Raw genomic sequence first — 19,127 nt, forward strand, 5'->3', positions numbered from 1 at the left:
CCTATCTCGGAAACGGCTTGCTGAGGAATTTCGAGCCCCTGACGCCATAGCGCCAGGGTAGCTCGACGGCCTTGGTGATGCCGATCCGGATGCCGGTCGCCACCTCGACATCTTCCGTCCGCGCATGCAGCGCAATCGGCGGCCGGTCCAGGGGCAGGGTGTTGTGCGCGATGGTGATGCCGAGCGCCTCGGTCAGCTTGCCCGGGCCCGAGCACAGCGCGTGCACATCCTGGAGATGGCGGCGGCGCCGCATGGTGGCGAGGCCATGGGTCGGCTCCAGCGCGCGGATCAAGACAGCGCTGGCCGAGCCTTCCTCCTCGCAAACGAAGTTCACGCACCAGTGGATGCCGTAGGAACGGTAGACATAGGCAAAGCCGGGCGGACCGAACATGATCCGGTTCCGCGGCGTCGGGCCGTTGTAGGAGTGTGCGGCGGGTTCGGTATGATGATAGGCCTCGACCTCGACAATGATCCCGCCAACGCCATCGACCAGCATGGTGGCACCGATCAGATCGTGGGCGACGTCGCGGACGTCGCGGTCGAAAAAGGCCCGCTTCAGAGCCTTGTCCAGCCGTGGTGTGGAAGGTTTCGACACTGGAGCCATTCGAGGTGAGAATCGCCTGAGAACTGAGCAAGATATTGCCCATATCTGCCATGTTCCCTGAAGCGGCGCGAGCCGGGTTGCGGCAGGGAGCCAGACCGACTAGGTAGGACCTGAACAGACCGGACAGATCATGGTCGTTATTGTCGATACCGTCACGAACCCGCTGCGCCCGCGCCACCCCGAAAAGGTGAACCGCCCCGATTCCGCTTCGCCACCGAAGCCGGACTGGATCCGCGTCCGCGCGCCCAACACCCGCGGCTACGCCGATACCCGCAACATCGTGAAGTCGAACGGGCTGCACACGGTGTGCGAGGAGGCGGGCTGCCCGAATATCGGCGAGTGCTGGGACAAGAAGCACGCGACCTTCATGATCATGGGTGACACCTGCACCCGGGCCTGCGCCTTCTGCAACGTCAAGACCGGGCTGCCGAATGCCCTCGATGCGGCTGAGCCGCTGCATGTTGCCGAGGCGACCGCCAAGCTGGGCCTCGCCCACGTCGTCATCACTTCCGTGGACCGGGACGATCTCGCCGACGGCGGCGCCGAGCACTTTGCCCAGACCATCCGTGCGATCAGGGCCGCGTGTCCCGCGACCACGATCGAGATCCTGACGCCCGACTTCCTGCGCAAGGAGGGGGCGCTCGAGGTCGTCGTTGCGGCAAAGCCTGATGTCTTCAACCATAATCTCGAGACCGTGCCGTCGCGCTATCTCACGGTGCGGCCCGGCGCGCGCTATTTCCACTCGATCCGGCTGCTGCAGCGGGTCAAGGAGCTCGACCCCACCATCTTCACCAAGTCCGGCATCATGGTCGGCCTGGGCGAGGAGCGCCACGAGGTGCAGCAGGTGATGGACGATCTGCGCTCCGCCGATGTCGATTTCCTGACCATCGGCCAATATCTCCAGCCGACGCGCAAGCATCACGCCGTAATGCGTTACGTGCCGCCGGACGAGTTCAGCTCCTATGAAAAGGTCGCCTACACCAAGGGCTTCCTGATGGTGTCGGCCAGCCCGCTCACCCGTTCGTCGCATCACGCCGGCGAGGATTTCGCGAGACTGAAAGCTGCGCGGGCCGCGACGGCCCGCTGAACGGATATGCCCCGATTTTCGAGCAAGCGCCGTGTCAATCACAGCGCATCCGAGATGTTCGATCTGGTCGCCGACGTCGAGCGCTACCCGGAATTCGTGCCGCTGTGCAGCGCGCTGAAGATCCGCCAGCGTATGGCCAAGCCCGATGGCACCGAGGTGCTGGTTGCCGACATGACGGTGTCGTTCAAGCTGGTGAGGGAATCCTTCACCAGCCGCGTCACGCTCGACCGTGCCAATCTGAAGATCCTGGTCGAATATCTGCAAGGCCCGTTCAGCAATCTGGAAAACCGCTGGACCTTCGAGCCCAAAGGCGACGATGTCTGCGATGTCGGTTTCTTCCTCGCCTACGAGTTCAAGAGCCGCATGCTGGCGATGCTGATGGGGTCGATGTTCGACGCGGCGTTTGCGCGGTTCTCCACCGCGTTTGAAAAGCGCGCCGATGCGATCTATGGCCGGCCGAAGCTGGCGTCGTCGTAGTTACGCGGGCACCGGCAGCCTCACCGTCATTGCGAGGAGCGCTTGCGACGAAGCAATCCAGAATCCCTCGGCGGAAGGATTCTGGATTGCTCGCAATGACGTGGAGCGACCTCCTTCAATCCACCGCCTTCACCACGTCAGGCGGCTGGGAGGCGTAATACGCCGCCGCCGCCTCGATCTCCTGCGGCGTCATGGCACGGGCGATGTTGCGCATCTGTTGGCTGATGTCATTGCGCCGCTCGTCCGACGCGAAGGCCTGGAGTTGCGCCTTCATGTAGGCCTCGGATTGCCCCTCGAGCCACGGGCTGCCGGTCTTGTTGTCGAGGCTGCCATGGCAGGAGCCGCAGGGGGCGATGCCGCGCATCGGCGCGCCGTAAATGACGATATTCGGCTTGGGCAGCTGCGGCGTCGGGTGATAGGCCGGAAGCCGCGGCAGGTAGGCGTAATAGTTTGAGAGATCCGCGATTTCCTGGTCGGTCAGGTTGACGGCGAACGGTGACATCACCGCATTGGTCCGCGCGCCTGAGCGGAAATCGTGCAGCTCCTTGTAGATCACGGCGGCGTATTGGCCGGCGAGGTTGGGGGAATCGGCGCGGCTGATGCCGGTCGGGCCGTGGCAGATGGCGCAGCGCTGCGCCAGCGTGGCGCCGCGGCCGATCGCCTCCTGGCTCGGGCGCGGGAGCGTGTGCGACGTAAGTACGACATCGGACAGATGCTTGCTCTGCTCGGGAGTCGCAACGTTTGGCGCGCGCTGCGGCAGGCCGGCGGCGCTGCAGATCGCATCCCAGACATTGGCGAACTGGACCCAGGGCTGCGCGAACGGCAGCACGATGAATCCCGCAATGGCCGTCACGATCAGAATAGCGGCAGTAACGCCGACACCGATCCTGAAATGGCGGTTGCTGAAGGTGAAGAGGTCGCGGGTGCTCATCACTGCGCTCCCACGTAAACCGCCGGCACCGACGTTCCCGCCGTGGTCGCGAGGTTGAGGATCGGATAGCCGTAATTGGTGATGGTCAGCGCGATCATCAGCGCCACCCACAGGGCGTGCGTGTTGAGTGCGACCGGCACGGTCGTTGGCTGGTGCACGGCCAGCGCGAAACGATAAGCGCCGGCATCAGCCTGCGGCGCACGCATGCCGCGTGCCAGGATGACGATGAACATGATGCCGGACGCCAGCAGGATGAATCCACCGATCGCGGAGAAGGTGACCGAGAGCGCCTGCGGCGCGATCGCGGGATCGCTGAAGTCGAAATAGGCCATGCGGCGCGGCATGCCCAGAATGCCGACCCAGTGCCACGGGAAGGTGGTGACGATCATGCCGATGAACCACAGCCAGAGCTGGGTGCGGATCAAGCGGAGATCGATCAGTTCGCGCCCGGTCAGATGCGGCCAGAGGTCATAGGCGATCGCAAAATACATGATCACGATGGCGCCGCCGAAGATCAGGTGGAAATGGCCGGTGATCCACTGCGTGTTGTGGATCGTGGTGTCGAACTGATAGCTCATGTTGATGAGGCCGCCGGCGCCGCCGAAGCCGAGCATGACGAACGAAAATGCCAGCGCCAGCATCATCGGATTGTCCCAGGGCAAGGCCCTGATCCAGCCGAACATCCCTCGGCCACCGCGCAGACGCGCCGCGATTTCGACCGAGGCGCAGATCGTGAAGACGGTGAGCAGCGTCGGCAGTGCCACCAGCGCCGTGAAGGTCGAATGGATGAATTTGAAGCCGGCGCCGACTTGCGGATCGGCGAAGGTGTGGTGCATGCCGATCGGCATCGCCACCACCAGGAACAGAATGAAGGAGATCCGCGCCATGGTGTCGGAATAGACCCGGCCGCCGATCGCGCGCGGCACGATGGTATAATAGGCGATGTAAGTCGGCATCAGCCAGAAATAGACGATGGCGTGCAGCGTCCAGGAGAAGAAGATGCGGGCGAGGCCGGCGTCGATGGTGTTTTTCAGCCCGGCCGCGACGGGGATGATCTGGAGCAGCAGCTCGAGCGCGGCACCGACCGCGGTCCAGCCCCAGAGATACGAGCCCGCGACATTGGCGAACATCGCGAGCGGCACCGGCGCACCGGGATGAGCCCTGCGCCAGACTCGCAGGTTGATCGACATCAGCGCGACCCAGATCCATGAGCCGACGACGACCAGCACGACGCCGAGATAATAGAATAAATTGCCGATCAGCGGCGGATAGAATGTGTAGAGCACCGAGGCCCGGCCAAGTGCGATCGGGACCACCGCCATGACGCTGCCGCCGACGATCAGCCAGAACCCGGTCCAGGCCCAGCACACACCGACCAGGCGCTGCTCCAGCGCGGATTCAGCTATGGCATAACCAAAGCCCATCGCGACCAGGGTCGGGAACACGTAACCCATCACCGTGCCATGCGCGGTCAGCGAGCGGTAATAGAGTTCGGGGTTGGACAACCACGTCCCGATCGGGCTGCGGATGAACATCTGCCAGGCGCCGAGCGTCAGCGCGATGCCGAACACGGCAAAGGCCAGCCAGAAATGGGCGAGAATGAGCTTCCTATTGACCAACACAGCTCAGCCTCCCACCAGCCTTTGCCCGGTTCGCAAAGTCGGTCTTGTCGATCACCTTGACCTTGCCCCACATGCCTTCATGGCCGAAGGAGCAGAACTCCTGGCAGGGCATCAGATAGTCGCCGGTCCTGCCAAAGCGCATCAGTTGCTCGGAGATGTAGCCCGGCACCAGCATGGTGTTGACGTTGGTGCCCTGGATCAGGATGCCGTGCACGACATCGGCGCTGGTGGCGCGCAACGTGATCGGCGTGTCCACGGGCACCACGATGCAGGCCGGCGTGAAGGAATATTGCTGGCCGATGGCGCGCACGGTCACACTGCCGTTGGATTCCAGCATGCTGCCGAGATTGCTCTCGACGAATTCACCAGACAGATGCAGCCGGGAGGGATCGGTGGTCTCGACGCGCGGCTGCGGCATGGTTGCGCGGTGGATGCCGGCGAAGGCCGCCAGCAGCGCCATGCCCACGATGATGATCACGGCAATGGTGGCCCAACGTCGCTCGACGCGGGCCGCGACCTCGACGCTGCTGCCATGGGTATCTTCGGCACTCATTGCAGCGATCCGCGCGGCAGGAAGACGAACAGATAGAACGCGAGCCACAGCGCAACGACGCAGGCCGTAGCGATGCCGGCGAGCGCGATTGCACCTGAAGGGCCCTGCGAGACGACCTCTTCGACGGCCTGATCGGCGGTGGCTGGGCTGGTTGGCGGGTCTGAGTTGAACATGACGGATCCCTGGCGCTCTCAGTTCAGCGGTGCGGAGCGCAGCTCGTTGGCTTCGCGCGCCGAGACCGGCGTGCCGCGATTGCCCCAGGCCGTGCGGATGTAGGAGACGACGGCGGCGACCTCGTTGTCCGAGAGCAGGCCTGCGAAGGGCGGCATGCCGTAGGGCATCGGATTGCCCTTGGTCCCGGGCGGGTAGCCGCCGTTGAGCACCATGCGGATCGGATTGACGGCCGATTGCATCTCGATCGACTGGTTGTTGGCAAGCGGCGGCCAATGCGGTGGCTTGCCTTCGCCCTGTGCGCCGTGACAGCTCGCGCAATTCTTGTCGTAGACGGTCTTGCCCAGGCTGATCAGCAGGCTGCTTTCCGCGGTCGGCAGCGCCGAGCTTGCCGCTGGCGGGGACGATCCCTCGGCTATGCCCTTGAGGTACACCGCCATGGCGCGCGTGTCCTCGTCATTGAGATATTGCAGACTGTTGTGCACCACTTCGGCCATCGGCCCGTAGACGACGCCGCGCATCGAGACTCCGGTCTGGAGCAGGTCGGTGATGTCCTTGATGCTCCAGTCGCCCAGGCCCGCCTCGCGGTTCGAGGTGAGCGAGGGCGCGTACCAGTTCTGCATCGGGATCAGTCCGCCCTTGAAGGCGTCCGACTGCGAGGTGCCGCCGAGCGCGTTGATCGGCGAGTGGCACATGCCGCAATGGCCGAGGCCTTCGACCAGATAGGCGCCGCGATTCCATTCGGCCGACTTGCTCGGATCAGGCTTGAACTCGCCCTCGCTGAAGAACAGCGTGCGCCAGCCGAGGATGAGCTGGCGGTTGTCATAGGGGAAGCGCAGATCGTGCTCGCGGTTTCGTTGGTTCACGGGCGGAATCGATTTCAGATAGGCGAAAATCGCATCGGTATCGGCGCGTGTGACCTTGGTGTAGGACGCGAACGGCATTGCCGGATACATCAACCCACCGTCCGGAAAACGGCCGTAATGCATCGACTTGTAAAAGTCCTCCGCGGTCCATTTGCCGATCCCGGTCTCCCGGTCCGGCGTGATGTTGGACGAATACAGAGTCCCGAACGGGGTCGGCATCGCGCGACCACCGGCGAACGTTCGGCCCTCGGGCGCAGTGTGGCAAGCGATACAATCGCCGGCGCGCGCCAGATATTCGCCGCGCGCGACGATATTGCTGGCGGCAGGGGCGGCCTGCTGCGCCTCGACGATCGATCCAGTCAGGAGCAGCAGCCATACGCCAAGGACTGCGCCAAGGATTGCGCCAAGGATTGGTGAGCACCAACGCATCCCCATCTCCTCAATCCCCTTCACTGCCGCAGGCGAATGGCAGCACGTAGGTGCCCTTGGGCACCGGAGCCAGATTCACCGGGGCCTGACGGCTCGCGAGCCATGCCGCGACCGCCGTGACGTCCTCCTCGGTCAGCCGGGCGGCGACCTGCTGCATGCAATCAGGCGCCTTTGCGGTGCGGGTGCCGTAGCGCCATGCTCCCAATTGCGCGCTGATGTAGTTCGGCCGCAGTCCAAGCAGGCCCGGAATTCCCGGCTCCATCCCGGTCAGGGCCGGACCGTGGCAGCTGCCGCAGGCCGGTATCTGGCGCTGAGGATCGCCACGTGACACCAGTAACTGGCCACGCTGCAGCACCTCCTGGCTAGCATCGTTCGCTGCGACGGGCGGCAAAGGCGGATGCTGCTCGGCGAAATAGTCCGCCATTTGCTGCAAATACGGTTCGGTCAGGAACTCGAGCAGATAGTTCATCGGCGGGTATTTCCGCCGGCCACTCTTGAAAGCGAGCAGCTGATTGTAGAGATAACCAGCGGGTTTGCCGGCAAGGCGCGGGAAATAAACATCGCTGGTGCCTTCGCCCTTGTTGCCGTGACAGGGCGTGCACGCCTCCACCCGCGCCGCCATCGTATCCGGCGGCTGGTTGGGCGCTTGTGCGGCCGCCCCATCCATGGCGGCCAAGGTGATCAGGACGACGGCTGTAGCCGTCACGCGAGCGAACAATTCCGTCGCCCTCCACAATGCTGGCCCGGTTGATTCCGGATCACAACCTACACCGGCATTATTGCGACGATATTCTTCGGCGCAAGCTCAGACCCGCACAATGAGGCGGCTTTCGTGGTTGCATTTATGTCGCAATCCGATCGAATCGCAGGCTTTCGACGTCTTGAAAAACCAGACATAACGCTGGAGCTTCGCGACAGTTCCTGCCCGTTCGGTTCAGGATCATTTCATCCCGTTCGGCGTTCTCTTCGATCTTTCGGGTTGGAGCCTCGATGACCATCAATTTCGACACCCTCAGGGCCTCGCTCGTCCTGTGTGGACTGAACGCGGTCTATGCGATCCTGCTGCTGGCCATTGGCTGGTATCTGTCCGGCGCCATGCAGCGCTTCGTCACCCGGGTCCTGAGTGTCACGCACCGGGTCGATCCGCTCGTGACCTTGTTCGTCGGCAGCCTTGCGCGTTATGGCGTGCTGGCTGTCGTCGGCATTGCCGTGCTTCAGCTGTTCGGCATTCAGACCGCGAGCCTCGTCGCCGTGCTCGGCGCCACGTCGCTGGCGATTGGTCTTGCGCTCCAGGGCACGCTGTCCAATCTTGCCGCCGGCGTGATGCTGCTGCTGTTTCGCCCGTTTCACATCGGCCATGAGGTCGAAGTAGCCGGGAAGTCCGGCAAGGTCAGGTCGCTGTCACTGTTCATGACCGAGCTGGTCGCGCCCGACAACACGCAGATCCTCCTGCCGAACGGACAGGTTTGGGGCGCGGCCATCGTCAACCACAGCGCCTATCCCGGCACAGGCGAAGTCAAGGTGGCTTTTCCAGTGCCGGCAGGCGCCGCCAATACGCTGGCCGATCAAATCCTGAAGGAACTGCGCCGCGACTCCCGCATCGACGACCAGGCGCAACCAGTGGTCTCCGTGACCAAGGTCCTCGATGTCGCCAATCCCGCGGCGCCGATTCTTGAATTGACCGTCAGCGCGAAGGCGAAGCCGTCCGAGGCCGATGCGGTCAAGCAGTGCGTGCTCGACCATGCGAGCGCGCTGCTCGCGGCGGCTTGAAGGGGACTTGGGGATCGTGCGCGGGATATCGTAATAGTCACTCGAACAGCAGAGTCCGAACAGGAGACTTGGGTGTGATTGTGGGCGACACAAACGTTCGGGCGGGCCAGTGCCATTGCGTTACGGTGCGTTTCGAGGCGACTCTCAGCGATGGTTTCAATTCGGTCCGCCGCTGCACCTGCTCCTATTGCCGCATGCGAGGTGCCGTCGTCGTCATGGTGGAATTGGGCGGGATCAGGTTCCTCCAGGGCGAAGGCACGCTTACAAGCTACCGCTTCCATACCGGATCAGCGCAGCACTTCTTCTGCTCGCGGTGCGGAATCTACACCCACCACCAGCGACGATCCGACCAATCGCTCTATGCCGTCAACGTCGCCTGCCTGGACGGGGTGAGCCCGTTCGATTTCCCGGAGGTGCCGGTCATGGACGGCGTCAATCACACCAACGATACCGGCAAGCCGACGCGGCGGGCCGGAACGCTGCGCTTCATTCCGGCTGACTGACGACCGCGGTCGCCTGGCTCAGCCGCGCGGCGACCGCGGCGGCCTGCGTTTCACCGCGTGCCGTCGCGGTGAGCGTGTCACGCGCGGACGAAGCCGCGTCGCTGCTGCCGCTCGGCGCGGCTTGGCCGCTACTTGCGGGCCGCGGGCGAGCTCCATCAGCATGCGCAGCGCTTCGACCACTGAGCGCGCGCGTACGGCGCTACGACCGATCGCGCCGAAACGCTGCTCGCGGTGGATGATGCGGCCATCGCGCGCGGCAGCCGCAAAATGAACGAGGCCGACGGGCTTGCCCGGAGTCGCGCCGCCGGGACCGGCAATGCCCGTGATCGCGACGGCAAGATCGACATCGGCCCGCTCGAGCGCGCCGATCGCCATCGCGGTTGCGGTTTCCTTGCTGACGGCGCCGAAAGTGGCAAGCGTGCCAGCCTCGACACCGAGCATCGCGCGCTTGGCGTCGTTGGAATAGGTGACGAAGCCGCGGTCGATCACGTCAGAGGAGCCGGGGATATCGGTCAACGCGCCAGCAACGAGGCCGCCGGTGCAGGACTCGGCGGTCGCGATCGTCAGCTTACGCATCCGGCACAGATCGAGCAGCGAGCGGGAGAGGGCGCGTGCGTCGCTGCCGCCCATGGCCTAGACGCTCCAGGGGAGGCGGATGGTGGCACTCGCGGTGGCCGCGATGCCTTCCTCGCGGCCGGTGAAGCCGAGCCTCTCGCTGGTGGTCGCTTTCACGGCGACCCGGGAGATGTCGACACCCGAGATCTCGGCGATGCGCGCGCGCATGGCGTCACGGAGCGGGCCGATCTTGGGGCGCTCGCAGATCATCGTGACCTCGAGATTGGCGATGCGGCCGCCGCGCGCCGTGACGCGCTCGATGGCGTAATTCAGGAACTGGTCGGAAGAGGCGCCCTTCCACTTCGCGTCGCTCGGCGGGAAATGCGAGCCGATGTCTCCGTCGGCCAGCGCGCCGAGGATGGCATCGACCAGCGCATGCAAGCCGACGTCGCCGTCTGAATGAGCCAGGAAGCCCTTGGTATGCGGCACGCGGACGCCGCAGAGCATGAGATGATCGCCCTCGCCGAAGGCGTGCACATCGTAGCCCGTGCCGGTTCTGATGTCGCCGAGCAGGCTGGCCAGGCGCGCTTCCTCGCGCACGAAATCTTCGGGAGTGGTGAGCTTCATATTGGCAACATCGCCTTCAAAGGTCGCAACCGTCAATCCCGCCCATTCGGCGATCGCGGCATCATCGGTGAAATCGCTGCGTCCATCCTTGGCCGCGCGACGATGCGCTTCGAGGATGACATCGAAACGAAAGGATTGCGGCGTCTGCGCGATTCGCAAGCGCGCCCTATCAGGCGTGTCCTCGACATCTCCGCTCGCGCCGGTGACTTTGATGGTGTCGGTGACGGGGACGACAGGGATCGCAGCACCTGTGCGGCTCGCCGCCTCGATCGCGCGCGAGATCACGCCTGAAGAGACGAAGGGACGGGCGGCGTCGTGGATCAGGACGATGTCGGGCTCGTGCCTGGCGAGCGCTTCGAGGCCTGCGAGTACCGAAGCCTGGCGGGTTGCGCCGCCATTGGCCGGCGCCTCGTGCTTGAGCCCTGCGACTGCGGCCGCGAACATGGCGCTGTCGTCGGGGTTCACCACCGGCTGCACGGCGAAGACATCGGGGTGGGTGCTGAAGGCTTCCATGGCGCGGTAGATCACGGGCACGCCGCCGATCTCCCGATATTGCTTGGGCCCACCGGCGCCTGCGCGCAGGCCACGTCCGGCCGCGACAAGAACGACTGCAATGCGCTGTGATTTCGCCATAGGACTCAAATATTCGACTGTTAAGGGGTGTATTGGGCGTGGGTGAGTGCCGGCATGCCTCTAGCACGGCAGGCCCGCAAAAAAAGGGGGTTTCCCGGGATTGTAGGATTCAGCATTTTGCTGCACTGCACTTGAAAGCTTTGCAGAACTGTCTAAACTGTAGGCATGACGCTTGACTGCACAAGAATTGTGCGCAAGATAGACCATGGCAGGCGCGATGAGGCGCTGCCCACGTAACGAGACCCCAGTGACCGGCTCGGCAGTATCAGGCTCTAAGCCGTTGAAGATAGGCGATATTGAGGTCGCCACCCCGGTCTTCCTGGCACCGATGTCGGGCGTGACCGACTCGCCCGTCCGCAAGCTCGCCGCCGAGCTGGGGGCGGGTCTGGTCGTCTCCGAAATGACCGCCAGCGATGAGCTCGCCAACGGCCACCGCATGTCGCGGTTGCGCTGCGAAGCGACCGGCGTCGGACCGCATGTGGTCCAGCTCGCCGGCTGCGAGCCGCATTGGATGGCGGAAGGCGCCCGGATCGCCGAGGCCGAGGGTGCCGACATCATCGACATCAACATGGGCTGTCCCGCCCGCCACGTCACCGGGGGCCAGTCGGGTTCGGCCCTGATGCGCGACCTCGACCACGCCGTCAGCTTGATCGAGGCGACGATATCGGCCGTGAAGGTCCCGGTGACGCTGAAGATGCGGCTCGGCTGGGACGATCGTAGCCGCAACGCGCCAGAGCTGGCGCGGCGCGCTGAGGCCGCTGGTATCAAGCTCGTCACGGTGCACGGCCGCACCCGCTGCCAGTTCTACAAGGGCGAGGCCGATTGGGATGCGATCCGCGCGGTGCGGGAGGCTATTTCCATTCCGCTCGTCGTCAATGGTGACATCACCAGCTACGAGAAGGCGCTCGCAGCGCTCGAGGCCTCCGGAGCCGATGCCGTGATGATCGGCCGCGGCGCGCAGGGCCAGCCCTGGCTTCCCGGCGAGATCGGCCGTCGTCTCAACGGCGGAGCGGCTGAAGCCACGCCGGGGCTTGCAACGCAGCTGCACTACGTCCGCACGCTGTACGAAGGCGTCTGCGCGCTCTACGGCCTGCGGGTCGGCCTCAAGCATGCACGAAAGCATCTCGGCTGGGCGCTCGATGTCGCCGCGGAAGCGAGCGGTGCGCCGGTCGAGACGCTGAAGGCCTGGCGCCGCAAGATACTCACCTCCGAGGATCCGAATCTCGTTCACCGGTCGCTGCAGGATGCCTTCGACGATTTCGCATGGAGCGCCGCTGCATGACCTCGGCCGCTGAACATCGCAAGCCGTCCGACAGCGACGCGATCCTCGATGCCTTGCCGAATCCCGTGCTGATGATCGGGCCGGACGGGAAGATCGTCGCCGCCAATATCGCGACCGAAGCCTTCTTCGATATCTCGACGCAGTTCTTGAAGCGGCAGTCGCTCAAGGAGCTGGTGCCGTTCGGCAGTCCCTTGCTGGCGCTGATCGACCAGGTGCGCTCTTCGAACTCGCCCGTGAACGAATACAAGGTCGATCTCGGCACGCCGCGCATGGGCGGCGATCGCCAGGTCGATCTGCACGTCGCGCCGCTCACCGAGCGGCCCGGTCATATCGTGGTGATGCTCCAGGAGCGCTCCATCGCGGACAAGATGGACCGGCAGCTCACCCACCGCAGCGCCGCGCGTTCGGTGATCGCGCTGGCCGCGATGCTGGCGCACGAGATCAAGAATCCGCTCTCGGGCATCCGCGGCGCGGCGCAATTGCTGGAGCAGCAGGCGTCATCCGAAGACCGCATGCTGACCCGCCTGATCTGCGACGAAGCCGACCGCATCGTGACGCTGGTCGACCGCATGGAGGTGTTCGGCGACGAACGCCCGGTAGTGCGCGGCCCCGTCAACATCCACTCCGTCCTCGACCACGTGAAGAGGCTGGCGCAGTCCGGCTTTGCCCGCAACATCCGCTTCATCGAAGACTACGATCCGTCGCTGCCGCCGGTGCTGGCAAACCAGGATCAGTTGATCCAGGTGTTCCTCAATCTGGTGAAGAACGCCGCCGAAGCGCTGATCGACGTTCCCGACGCCGAGATCCAGCTCACCACCGCATTCCGCCCCGGCGTGCGCCTGTCAGTCCCCGGTCAAAAATCCCGGGTATCCCTGCCGCTCGAATTCTGCGTGAGGGACAATGGACCAGGCGTGCCGGACGATCTTCTGCCCAACCTGTTCGATCCGTTCGTGACCACGAAGCAGACCGGCTCTGGCCTAGGTCTTGCTCTGGTCGCCAAGATCGTCGGCGATCACGGGGGCATCATCGAATGCGAGTCTCAGCCGCGCAAGACCACCTTTCGCGTGCTGATGCCGATGTACTCCACATCGGCCAGGACCGCCGATCACAGCAGTCGCGACGGCTCTGCCGGGAAGTCGTCGTCTGCATCACAGGGGGCAAAATGAGGATTAACGATGCCCGCAGGTAGCATTCTCGTAGCTGATGACGACACCGCCATCCGCACGGTTCTCAACCAGGCACTTTCCCGGGCCGGGTACGAAGTCAGGCTGACCGGCAATGCCGCGACGCTGTGGCGCTGGGTCAGCCAGGGGGAGGGCGATCTCGTCATCACCGACGTGGTGATGCCGGACGAAAACGCCTTCGACCTGCTGCCGCGGATCAAGAAGATGCGGCCGAACTTGCCCGTCATCGTCATGAGCGCGCAAAACACCTTCATGACGGCGATCCGTGCCTCCGAGCGCGGGGCCTATGAATATCTGCCGAAGCCCTTCGACCTGAAGGAGCTGATCGCCATCGTCGGTCGCGCGCTCGCCGAGCCGAAGGAGCGGGTCGCGACGCCGGACGAGGACGCCGAGATGGAGGCGATCCCGCTGGTTGGCCGCTCGCCGGCGATGCAGGAAATCTACCGCGTGCTGGCCCGCCTGATGCAGACCGACCTCACCGTGATGATCACGGGCGAGTCCGGCACCGGCAAGGAGCTGGTGGCGCGCGCGTTGCACGATTACGGCAAGCGCCGCAACGGCCCATTCGTCGCGGTCAACATGGCGGCGATCCCGCGCGACCTCATCGAGTCCGAATTGTTCGGCCATGAGCGCGGCGCCTTCACCGGCGCCAACACCCGCGCCTCCGGCCGGTTCGAGCAGGCCGAGGGCGGCACGCTGTTCCTCGACGAGATCGGCGACATGCCGATGGAGGCGCAGACCCGTCTGCTGCGCGTCTTGCAGCAGGGCGAATACACCACCGTCGGTGGCCGCACCCCGATCAAGACCGATGTGCGCATCGTCGCGGCCTCGAACAAGGATCTGCGCGTCCTGATCCAGCAGGGCCTGTTCCGCGAAGATCTGTTCTTCCGCCTCAACGTCGTGCCGCTGCGCCTGCCTCCCTTGCGCGAGCGCATCGAGGATTTGCCGGATCTCATCCGTCACTTCTTCGCGCTCGCCGAGAAGGACGGATTGCCGCCGAAGAAGCTCGATGCGCTGGCGCTGGAGCGGCTGAAGCAGCATCGCTGGCCCGGCAACGTGCGCGAGCTGGAAAATCTCGCGCGCCGTCTCGCCGCGCTCTATCCGCAGGACGTGATCACGGCCTCCGTCATCGACGGCGAGCTGGCGCCGCCCTCGGTCAGTCCGGGTGCTGCGGTTCAGCAGGGCGTCGACAATCTCGGGGGCGCGGTGGAGGCCTATCTCTCATCGCACTTCCAGGGCTTCCCGAATGGCGTGCCGCCGCCGGGCCTCTATCACCGCATCCTCAAGGAGATCGAGGTGCCGCTGCTCACGGCCGCACTCGCCGCCACCCGCGGCAACCAGATCCGCGCCGCCGACCTGCTCGGCCTCAACCGCAACACGCTGCGGAAGAAGATCCGGGATCTCGATATCCAGGTGTACAGGAGCGGGGGCTAGTCCTCGCGACACATGCCAGACGCGCTTCGCGCGGAAGGTGGCTCAGCTCCCCTACCAAAGCGGAGCTGAGCCTGTCCGGATCGCGCTGGCCGTTGCGGCTGACGCGGTGAGCAGAAGTCCTGATCGGGCTGAAACGTTCCGCGGGAACATACAAATTGTGCCGGCGGTCGCAGGCCGCCAACCGTCGCGCCTACCTGATCAGGCGCGCCGCGACCGGCTGAATATTGGCCATCTGCGCCGTCTCCTCCTGCCTGCTCGGGCCGTTGACCAGAAGGTCGGAGGCGACGATCAGCAGGAGCACGGCCGACACCATTACTGCGAGAAAGATCCTGTCCATGCCGGATCAAGCCGGAATGGCCGGATTCCGTTCCCGCGCAGCGGGAATTGAACTGCTATCCCTGTGGATGCGCTGCTCGGCCGCGGGATAGACGCCGCGGAATTGTCGCAATTCGGCAACAATGTGGTACGAATACATCAGTATCCGCCCCGCGGATCCGTTTTCAGCACCCCATTGCCGGAATGACCAGCGCAGATACCTCGGCCGCAGCCTTTGACACGGCCCCAGAAGAGCCCCGGCGCTGGTCGGTGCGACGCTGGTTGGGCCCGTTTGCCGTTGCTCTGGCGCTGCTGTCGGCACTTCTGACCTTCCTGGTCCTGACCGGCCTGACCCGAATCGAGCCGACCCCGGAGGTCGTCAGCTCGTTCCTGGCGATCAACGCCGGCACCGTCCTGCTCCTGATCGGGATCATCGTCCGCGAGGTCTGGCAGATGATCCAGGCCCGCCGGCGGGGACGGGCAGCGGCGCGGCTGCACGTGCAGATCGTCGGTCTGTTCTCGATCGTTGCCGTGCTGCCGGCGGTGCTGGTGGCCGTCGTCGCCAATGTCACGATCGAGCGCGGCCTCGACCGCCTGTTCTCGGGACCGACCAAGGAGGTGATCCAGAATTCGCTGATCATCGCGCGCGCCTATGTGCAGGAGCACGCGCAGGTCATTCGCGGCGACATCCTCGGCATGGCCAACGACGTCTCGCGCGCCCCGCTGTTGTTTGATCAGGACCGGCAGTCGTTCCTGCAGCTTTTGACCTCGAGCGCGGCGGCACGCAATCTCCCGGGCGCGATGCTGATGGGCAAGGACGCCAATCCGATCCTGTCGGCAGAGACCGGGGGCGTCCCGCTCGCCTTCGCGCCACCTGCGCCGGAGTTTCTTCAGAACGTCAACGAGAACGAGCCCGAGATCGCGGTCTTGCCCGACCAAAACCTTGTCGCTGCCGTGATCCGGCTCAGGGGCTTCACCAATACGTTCCTCTACGTCGCCCGCCCGCTTGATCCAAGGGTCGTGGCCCAGCTGAGGCAGACCGAGCTGAGCGTCGCCGAATACGCCCAGATCGAATCGCGCAAGCTCGGCATCCAGGTCGCGTTCGCGCTGATGTTCGCGGTGATCGCGCTGACCATTTTGATGGCCTCGGTGCTGATCGGGCTCAACTTCGCCAACTCCCTGGTGGCGCCGATCAGGCGTTTGATGAACGCGGCCAACACCGTCTCGACCGGTGATCTGCACGTCCAGGTGCCGGTGCACAAATCGGAAGGCGATCTCGCCCAGCTGGGCGAGACCTTCAACAAGATGACGCAGGAGTTGCGCAGCCAGCGCGACGAGCTCGTCAATGCCAGCGATCTCATCGACAGCCGCCGCCGCTTCATCGAGGCCGTGCTGTCGTCGGCAAGCGCCGGCATCATCGGTGTCGACAGCTCGGGCAGCGTCGGCATCCTCAACCGTTCCGCCGAGAAGCTGATCGGACATTCCGAGGCCGAGACGCTCGGCCATCCGCTTTCCGACGTGCTGCCCGAACTCGACGAGATGATGAAGACGTCGCGGGAAGGCACCCAGCGCCTGGTGCAGGGCCAGATCACCATCACCCGCGACGGCACCGAGCGTAACCTGTCGGTGCGTGTCAGCGCCGAGAAGAACCAGCCGCACGACAGCTACATCATCACGCTCGACGACATCACCGAGCTGGTCTCGGCGCAGCGCACCTCGGCCTGGGGCGACGTCGCCCGCCGCATCGCCCACGAGATCAAGAACCCGCTGACACCGATCCAGCTCTCGGCCGAGCGCATCCGCCGCAAGTTCGGCAAGGACATCACCGAGGCCAAGGACAAGCAGATCTTCGACCAGTGCACCGACACCATCGTGCGCCAGGTCGACGACATCAGGCGCATGGTCGACGAGTTCTCGCGCTTTGCGCGGATGCCAAAACCCGTGATGGAGGGCGAGGACGTCGCCGACACCGTGCGGCAGGCGGTGTTCCTGATGAAGGTCGCCCATCCCGAGCTCGATATCGAAGCCGAGTTCAGGGAGGACCCGCTGCGCGCCCAGTTCGACCGGCGGCTGATCTCTCAGGCAGTTACCAACATCGTCAAGAACGCCACCGAAGCGATCGAGCAGGTCCCGCCGGAAGAACTCGGCAAAGGCCGCATCGATGTCGTGGTGTCGCGCGAGGGCGAGGACGTGCTGATCGACGTCATCGACAACGGCATCGGCCTGCCTAAGGTCGCGCGCTCGCGGCTGCTCGAGCCCTATGTGACGACGCGCGCCAAGGGCACCGGCCTCGGCCTTGCGATCGTCGGCCGCGTGCTGGAAGACCACGGCGGCCGCATCGAGCTGAAGGACGCCTCCGACTTCCGCGAAGGCCAGCGCGGCGCCTGGATGCGGATGCGCTTTGCGATCTCCGGTCAGGCCAAGAAGGCCGACGGAGCCGGGCAGGGACCAGTCGTCACGGCGCAGGAAACAAAAGAGCCGGCGGCCGAAACCAAAGAGCCGGCTGAACAGACCAATGATTCACCGAAAATCGAAGCCTCAACAGGCAGCTGACAAGACAGGCGCGACCCATGGCAAGTGAAATTCTGATTGTCGATGATGAGGCCGATATTCGGGATCTCGTTGCGGGCATCCTCGAAGACGAGGGTTTTGTCACCAGGACCGCACGCGACAGCGATTCCGCGTTGGCCGAAATCGCCAACCGCCGGCCGCACCTGGTGTTCCTCGACATCTGGCTGCAGGGATCCAAGCTCGACGGCTTGCAGCTCCTGGAGCAGGTCAAGAAGGATAATGCCGATCTGCCTGTCGTGATGATCTCCGGCCACGGCAACATCGAGACCGCGGTCGCCGCGATCAAGCGCGGCGCCTACGACTTCATCGAGAAGCCGTTCAAGGCCGACCGGCTGATCCTGGTCGCGACCAGGGCGCTGGAGAACTCGCGGCTCAAGCGCGAGGTCAAGGAGTTGAAGCAGCTCGCGCCGAGCGCCAGCCAGCTGGTCGGCCGCTCGCCCAGCATGAACCAGCTGCGCCAGACCATCGAGCGCGCGGCCAAGGCCAACAGCCGCATCCTGATCGTCGGTCCCGCGGGCGCCGGCAAGGAACTGACGGCGCGCACGTTGCACGCGGCCTCCGGCCGCGCCGACGGCCCCTTCGTCGTCATCAACGCTGCCGCGATCACGCCGGAGCGGATGGAGCATGAGCTGTTCGGCGTCGAGCAGTCCAACGGCGAGCAGCCGCGCAAGCCCGGCGCGCTGGAGGAAGCCCATGGCGGCACGCTGTTCATCGACGAGATCGCGGACATGCCGCGCGAGACCCAGAACAAGATCTTGCGCGTGCTGGTCGAGCAGTCGTTCCAGCGCGTCGGCGGCACCGCCAAGGTGCAGGTCGATGTCCGCATCATCTCCTCGACCGCGCGCAATCTCGAAGAGGAGATCGCGGCCGGCCATTTCCGCGAGGACCTCTATCACCGGCTCTCGGTGGTGCCGATCCGCGTGCCCGCGCTCTCGGAGCGGCGCGAGGACATTCCGGAACTGATCGACTATTTCATGGAGCAGATCTCGGCCGGTAGTGGCCTGCCCAAGCGGCAGATCGGCCAGGACGCGATGGCGGTGCTGCAATCGCATGTCTGGCCGGGCAATGTGCGCCAGCTCCGCAACAACGTTGAACGGGTCATGATTCTCGCCGCGGGCGGCCCGGAGGTGATCATCACCGCCGACATGCTGCCCCAGGACGTCGGCTCGATGGTGCCGGCGATGCCGACCAGCAACAACGGTGAGCACATCATGGGCCTGCCGCTGCGCGAGGCGCGTGAAGTGTTCGAGCGCGACTATTTGATTGCCCAGATCAGCCGTTTTTCAGGAAATATTTCTCGTACGGCCGAGTTTGTTGGCATGGAACGTTCGGCACTACACCGGAAGTTGAAGGCATTGGGTGTTGGTTGAGGCCCGCGCACGCTGCGGGCACCGGCAATACCCGGGAAAAATCATCGATTTCCGTAGTTTTTCGGGCCGATAGTGTGCGCCCTGCCGCGTGAAGCGGCTTGCCTAATAGGTCCGCCTGCCTTCTAATCAACCTGCTGTTCCCT

General features: G+C 64.7%; 19 protein-coding genes. 9 read left to right on the forward strand and 10 right to left on the reverse strand.

Going from position 1 to position 19,127, the window contains the following annotated elements; translation table 11 throughout:
* Position 1: 1 nt before the first annotated feature.
* The gene (locus X265_RS19000) at positions 2-604 is read right to left on the reverse strand and encodes a DNA-3-methyladenine glycosylase (protein ID WP_128966190.1); all 603 of its coding nucleotides are present in this window, start codon (positions 602-604) and stop codon (positions 2-4) included.
* A gap of 130 nt (positions 605-734) precedes the next feature.
* Here X265_RS19000 and lipA point away from each other — a divergent pair, with 130 nt between their 5' ends.
* Both lipA and X265_RS19010 read left to right on the forward strand, forming a co-directional pair.
* Positions 735-1,691 (forward strand): lipoyl synthase, encoded by a 957-nt coding sequence (gene lipA, locus X265_RS19005; RefSeq protein WP_128966191.1) that lies wholly within the window; start codon positions 735-737, stop codon positions 1,689-1,691.
* A gap of 6 nt (positions 1,692-1,697) precedes the next feature.
* A complete protein-coding gene (locus tag X265_RS19010; protein WP_128966192.1) occupies positions 1,698-2,168 on the forward strand; it encodes a type II toxin-antitoxin system RatA family toxin in 471 nt (156 codons plus the stop codon).
* Between the two features lie 115 nt (positions 2,169-2,283).
* Here the strand turns inward: X265_RS19010 and X265_RS19015 are convergent, their stop codons facing one another.
* From X265_RS19015 to X265_RS19035, 6 genes are read right to left on the reverse strand one after another with little or no spacing between them, the layout of a single operon-like run.
* Positions 2,284-3,099 carry a c-type cytochrome gene (locus X265_RS19015; protein ID WP_164938679.1) on the reverse strand — a complete coding sequence of 272 codons (816 nt, stop codon included), beginning with the start codon at positions 3,097-3,099 and terminating at the stop codon, positions 2,284-2,286.
* Positions 3,099-4,721 (reverse strand): b(o/a)3-type cytochrome-c oxidase subunit 1, encoded by a 1,623-nt coding sequence (locus tag X265_RS19020; protein WP_128966194.1) that lies wholly within the window; start codon positions 4,719-4,721, stop codon positions 3,099-3,101. Before X265_RS19020 ends, X265_RS19015 begins: the two co-directional genes overlap by 1 nt.
* The gene (locus X265_RS19025) at positions 4,708-5,274 is read right to left on the reverse strand and encodes a cupredoxin domain-containing protein (RefSeq protein WP_128966195.1); all 567 of its coding nucleotides are present in this window, start codon (positions 5,272-5,274) and stop codon (positions 4,708-4,710) included. The genes X265_RS19020 and X265_RS19025 overlap by 14 nt, the downstream gene beginning before the upstream one ends.
* Complete coding sequence (locus tag X265_RS40600; RefSeq protein WP_164938680.1) at positions 5,271-5,447, reverse strand: hypothetical protein; 177 nt, start codon at positions 5,445-5,447, stop codon at positions 5,271-5,273. The genes X265_RS19025 and X265_RS40600 overlap by 4 nt, the downstream gene beginning before the upstream one ends.
* An 18-nt stretch (positions 5,448-5,465) precedes the next feature.
* Positions 5,466-6,740, reverse strand: coding sequence for a cytochrome c (locus X265_RS19030; RefSeq protein ID WP_244659336.1), 1,275 nt, complete (start codon positions 6,738-6,740; stop codon positions 5,466-5,468).
* 10 nt (positions 6,741-6,750) lie between these two features.
* The gene (locus tag X265_RS19035; RefSeq protein WP_128966196.1) at positions 6,751-7,458 is read right to left on the reverse strand and encodes a c-type cytochrome; all 708 of its coding nucleotides are present in this window, start codon (positions 7,456-7,458) and stop codon (positions 6,751-6,753) included.
* Between the two features lie 272 nt (positions 7,459-7,730).
* Between X265_RS19035 and X265_RS19040 the strand changes: the two genes are divergently transcribed.
* Both X265_RS19040 and X265_RS19045 read left to right on the forward strand, forming a co-directional pair.
* Positions 7,731-8,510, forward strand: coding sequence for a mechanosensitive ion channel family protein (locus tag X265_RS19040; protein ID WP_128966197.1), 780 nt, complete (start codon positions 7,731-7,733; stop codon positions 8,508-8,510).
* Between the two features lie 77 nt (positions 8,511-8,587).
* A complete protein-coding gene (locus tag X265_RS19045) occupies positions 8,588-9,013 on the forward strand; it encodes a GFA family protein (RefSeq protein ID WP_128969337.1) in 426 nt (141 codons plus the stop codon).
* 18 nt (positions 9,014-9,031) lie between these two features.
* On the opposite strand, the gene X265_RS19050 is transcribed toward X265_RS19045, so the two are convergent.
* Together X265_RS19050 and X265_RS19055 are read right to left on the reverse strand one after the other, a co-directional pair.
* Positions 9,032-9,643, reverse strand: a complete 612-nt coding sequence (locus X265_RS19050) for a CinA family protein (RefSeq protein ID WP_128966198.1) — start codon at positions 9,641-9,643, stop codon at positions 9,032-9,034.
* A gap of 3 nt (positions 9,644-9,646) precedes the next feature.
* On the reverse strand, positions 9,647-10,828 hold the full coding sequence (locus X265_RS19055; protein WP_128966199.1) for a bifunctional 2-C-methyl-D-erythritol 4-phosphate cytidylyltransferase/2-C-methyl-D-erythritol 2,4-cyclodiphosphate synthase: 1,182 nt from the start codon (positions 10,826-10,828) through the stop codon (positions 9,647-9,649).
* 280 nt (positions 10,829-11,108) lie between these two features.
* Here X265_RS19055 and dusB point away from each other — a divergent pair, with 280 nt between their 5' ends.
* The 3 genes from dusB to ntrC are packed head-to-tail and all read left to right on the forward strand — an operon-like array spanning position 11,109 to position 14,728.
* Positions 11,109-12,110, forward strand: coding sequence for a tRNA dihydrouridine synthase DusB (gene dusB / locus X265_RS19060; RefSeq protein ID WP_188637381.1), 1,002 nt, complete (start codon positions 11,109-11,111; stop codon positions 12,108-12,110).
* Positions 12,107-13,276, forward strand: coding sequence for a two-component system sensor histidine kinase NtrB (locus X265_RS19065; protein ID WP_128966200.1), 1,170 nt, complete (start codon positions 12,107-12,109; stop codon positions 13,274-13,276). The genes dusB and X265_RS19065 overlap by 4 nt, the downstream gene beginning before the upstream one ends.
* Before the next feature lie 9 nt (positions 13,277-13,285).
* Positions 13,286-14,728: a nitrogen regulation protein NR(I) gene (gene ntrC, locus X265_RS19070; protein ID WP_128966201.1), complete on the forward strand. Its 1,443-nt coding sequence runs from the start codon at positions 13,286-13,288 to the stop codon at positions 14,726-14,728.
* A gap of 190 nt (positions 14,729-14,918) precedes the next feature.
* Here the strand turns inward: ntrC and X265_RS40605 are convergent, their stop codons facing one another.
* Positions 14,919-15,065 carry a hypothetical protein gene (locus X265_RS40605; RefSeq protein WP_164938681.1) on the reverse strand — a complete coding sequence of 49 codons (147 nt, stop codon included), beginning with the start codon at positions 15,063-15,065 and terminating at the stop codon, positions 14,919-14,921.
* Between the two features lie 182 nt (positions 15,066-15,247).
* Between X265_RS40605 and X265_RS19075 the strand changes: the two genes are divergently transcribed.
* Positions 15,248-17,596, forward strand: a complete 2,349-nt coding sequence (locus X265_RS19075) for a sensor histidine kinase (protein ID WP_128966202.1) — start codon at positions 15,248-15,250, stop codon at positions 17,594-17,596.
* A gap of 17 nt (positions 17,597-17,613) precedes the next feature.
* Positions 17,614-18,984 (forward strand): nitrogen assimilation response regulator NtrX, encoded by a 1,371-nt coding sequence (gene ntrX, locus X265_RS19080; RefSeq protein ID WP_128966203.1) that lies wholly within the window; start codon positions 17,614-17,616, stop codon positions 18,982-18,984.
* Positions 18,985-19,127 lie beyond the last annotated feature (143 nt).

Source organism: Bradyrhizobium guangdongense, assembly GCF_004114975.1.
Lineage (GTDB): Bacteria > Pseudomonadota > Alphaproteobacteria > Rhizobiales > Xanthobacteraceae > Bradyrhizobium > Bradyrhizobium guangdongense.

Coding starts and splice junctions, on each gene's coding strand:
- X265_RS19000 (WP_128966190.1), bottom strand. CDS start 604: ATGGCTCCAGTGTCGAAACCTTCCACACCACGGCTGGACAAGGCTCTG.
- lipA (WP_128966191.1), top strand. CDS start 735: ATGGTCGTTATTGTCGATACCGTCACGAACCCGCTGCGCCCGCGCCAC.
- X265_RS19010 (WP_128966192.1), top strand. CDS start 1,698: ATGCCCCGATTTTCGAGCAAGCGCCGTGTCAATCACAGCGCATCCGAG.
- X265_RS19015 (WP_164938679.1), bottom strand. CDS start 3,099: ATGAGCACCCGCGACCTCTTCACCTTCAGCAACCGCCATTTCAGGATC.
- X265_RS19025 (WP_128966195.1), bottom strand. CDS start 5,274: ATGAGTGCCGAAGATACCCATGGCAGCAGCGTCGAGGTCGCGGCCCGC.
- X265_RS40600 (WP_164938680.1), bottom strand. CDS start 5,447: ATGTTCAACTCAGACCCGCCAACCAGCCCAGCCACCGCCGATCAGGCC.
- X265_RS19030 (WP_244659336.1), bottom strand. CDS start 6,740: ATGCGTTGGTGCTCACCAATCCTTGGCGCAATCCTTGGCGCAGTCCTT.
- X265_RS19040 (WP_128966197.1), top strand. CDS start 7,731: ATGACCATCAATTTCGACACCCTCAGGGCCTCGCTCGTCCTGTGTGGA.
- X265_RS19050 (WP_128966198.1), bottom strand. CDS start 9,643: ATGGGCGGCAGCGACGCACGCGCCCTCTCCCGCTCGCTGCTCGATCTG.
- X265_RS19055 (WP_128966199.1), bottom strand. CDS start 10,828: ATGGCGAAATCACAGCGCATTGCAGTCGTTCTTGTCGCGGCCGGACGT.
- X265_RS19065 (WP_128966200.1), top strand. CDS start 12,107: ATGACCTCGGCCGCTGAACATCGCAAGCCGTCCGACAGCGACGCGATC.
- ntrC (WP_128966201.1), top strand. CDS start 13,286: ATGCCCGCAGGTAGCATTCTCGTAGCTGATGACGACACCGCCATCCGC.
- X265_RS40605 (WP_164938681.1), bottom strand. CDS start 15,065: ATGGACAGGATCTTTCTCGCAGTAATGGTGTCGGCCGTGCTCCTGCTG.
- X265_RS19075 (WP_128966202.1), top strand. CDS start 15,248: ATGACCAGCGCAGATACCTCGGCCGCAGCCTTTGACACGGCCCCAGAA.
- ntrX (WP_128966203.1), top strand. CDS start 17,614: ATGGCAAGTGAAATTCTGATTGTCGATGATGAGGCCGATATTCGGGAT.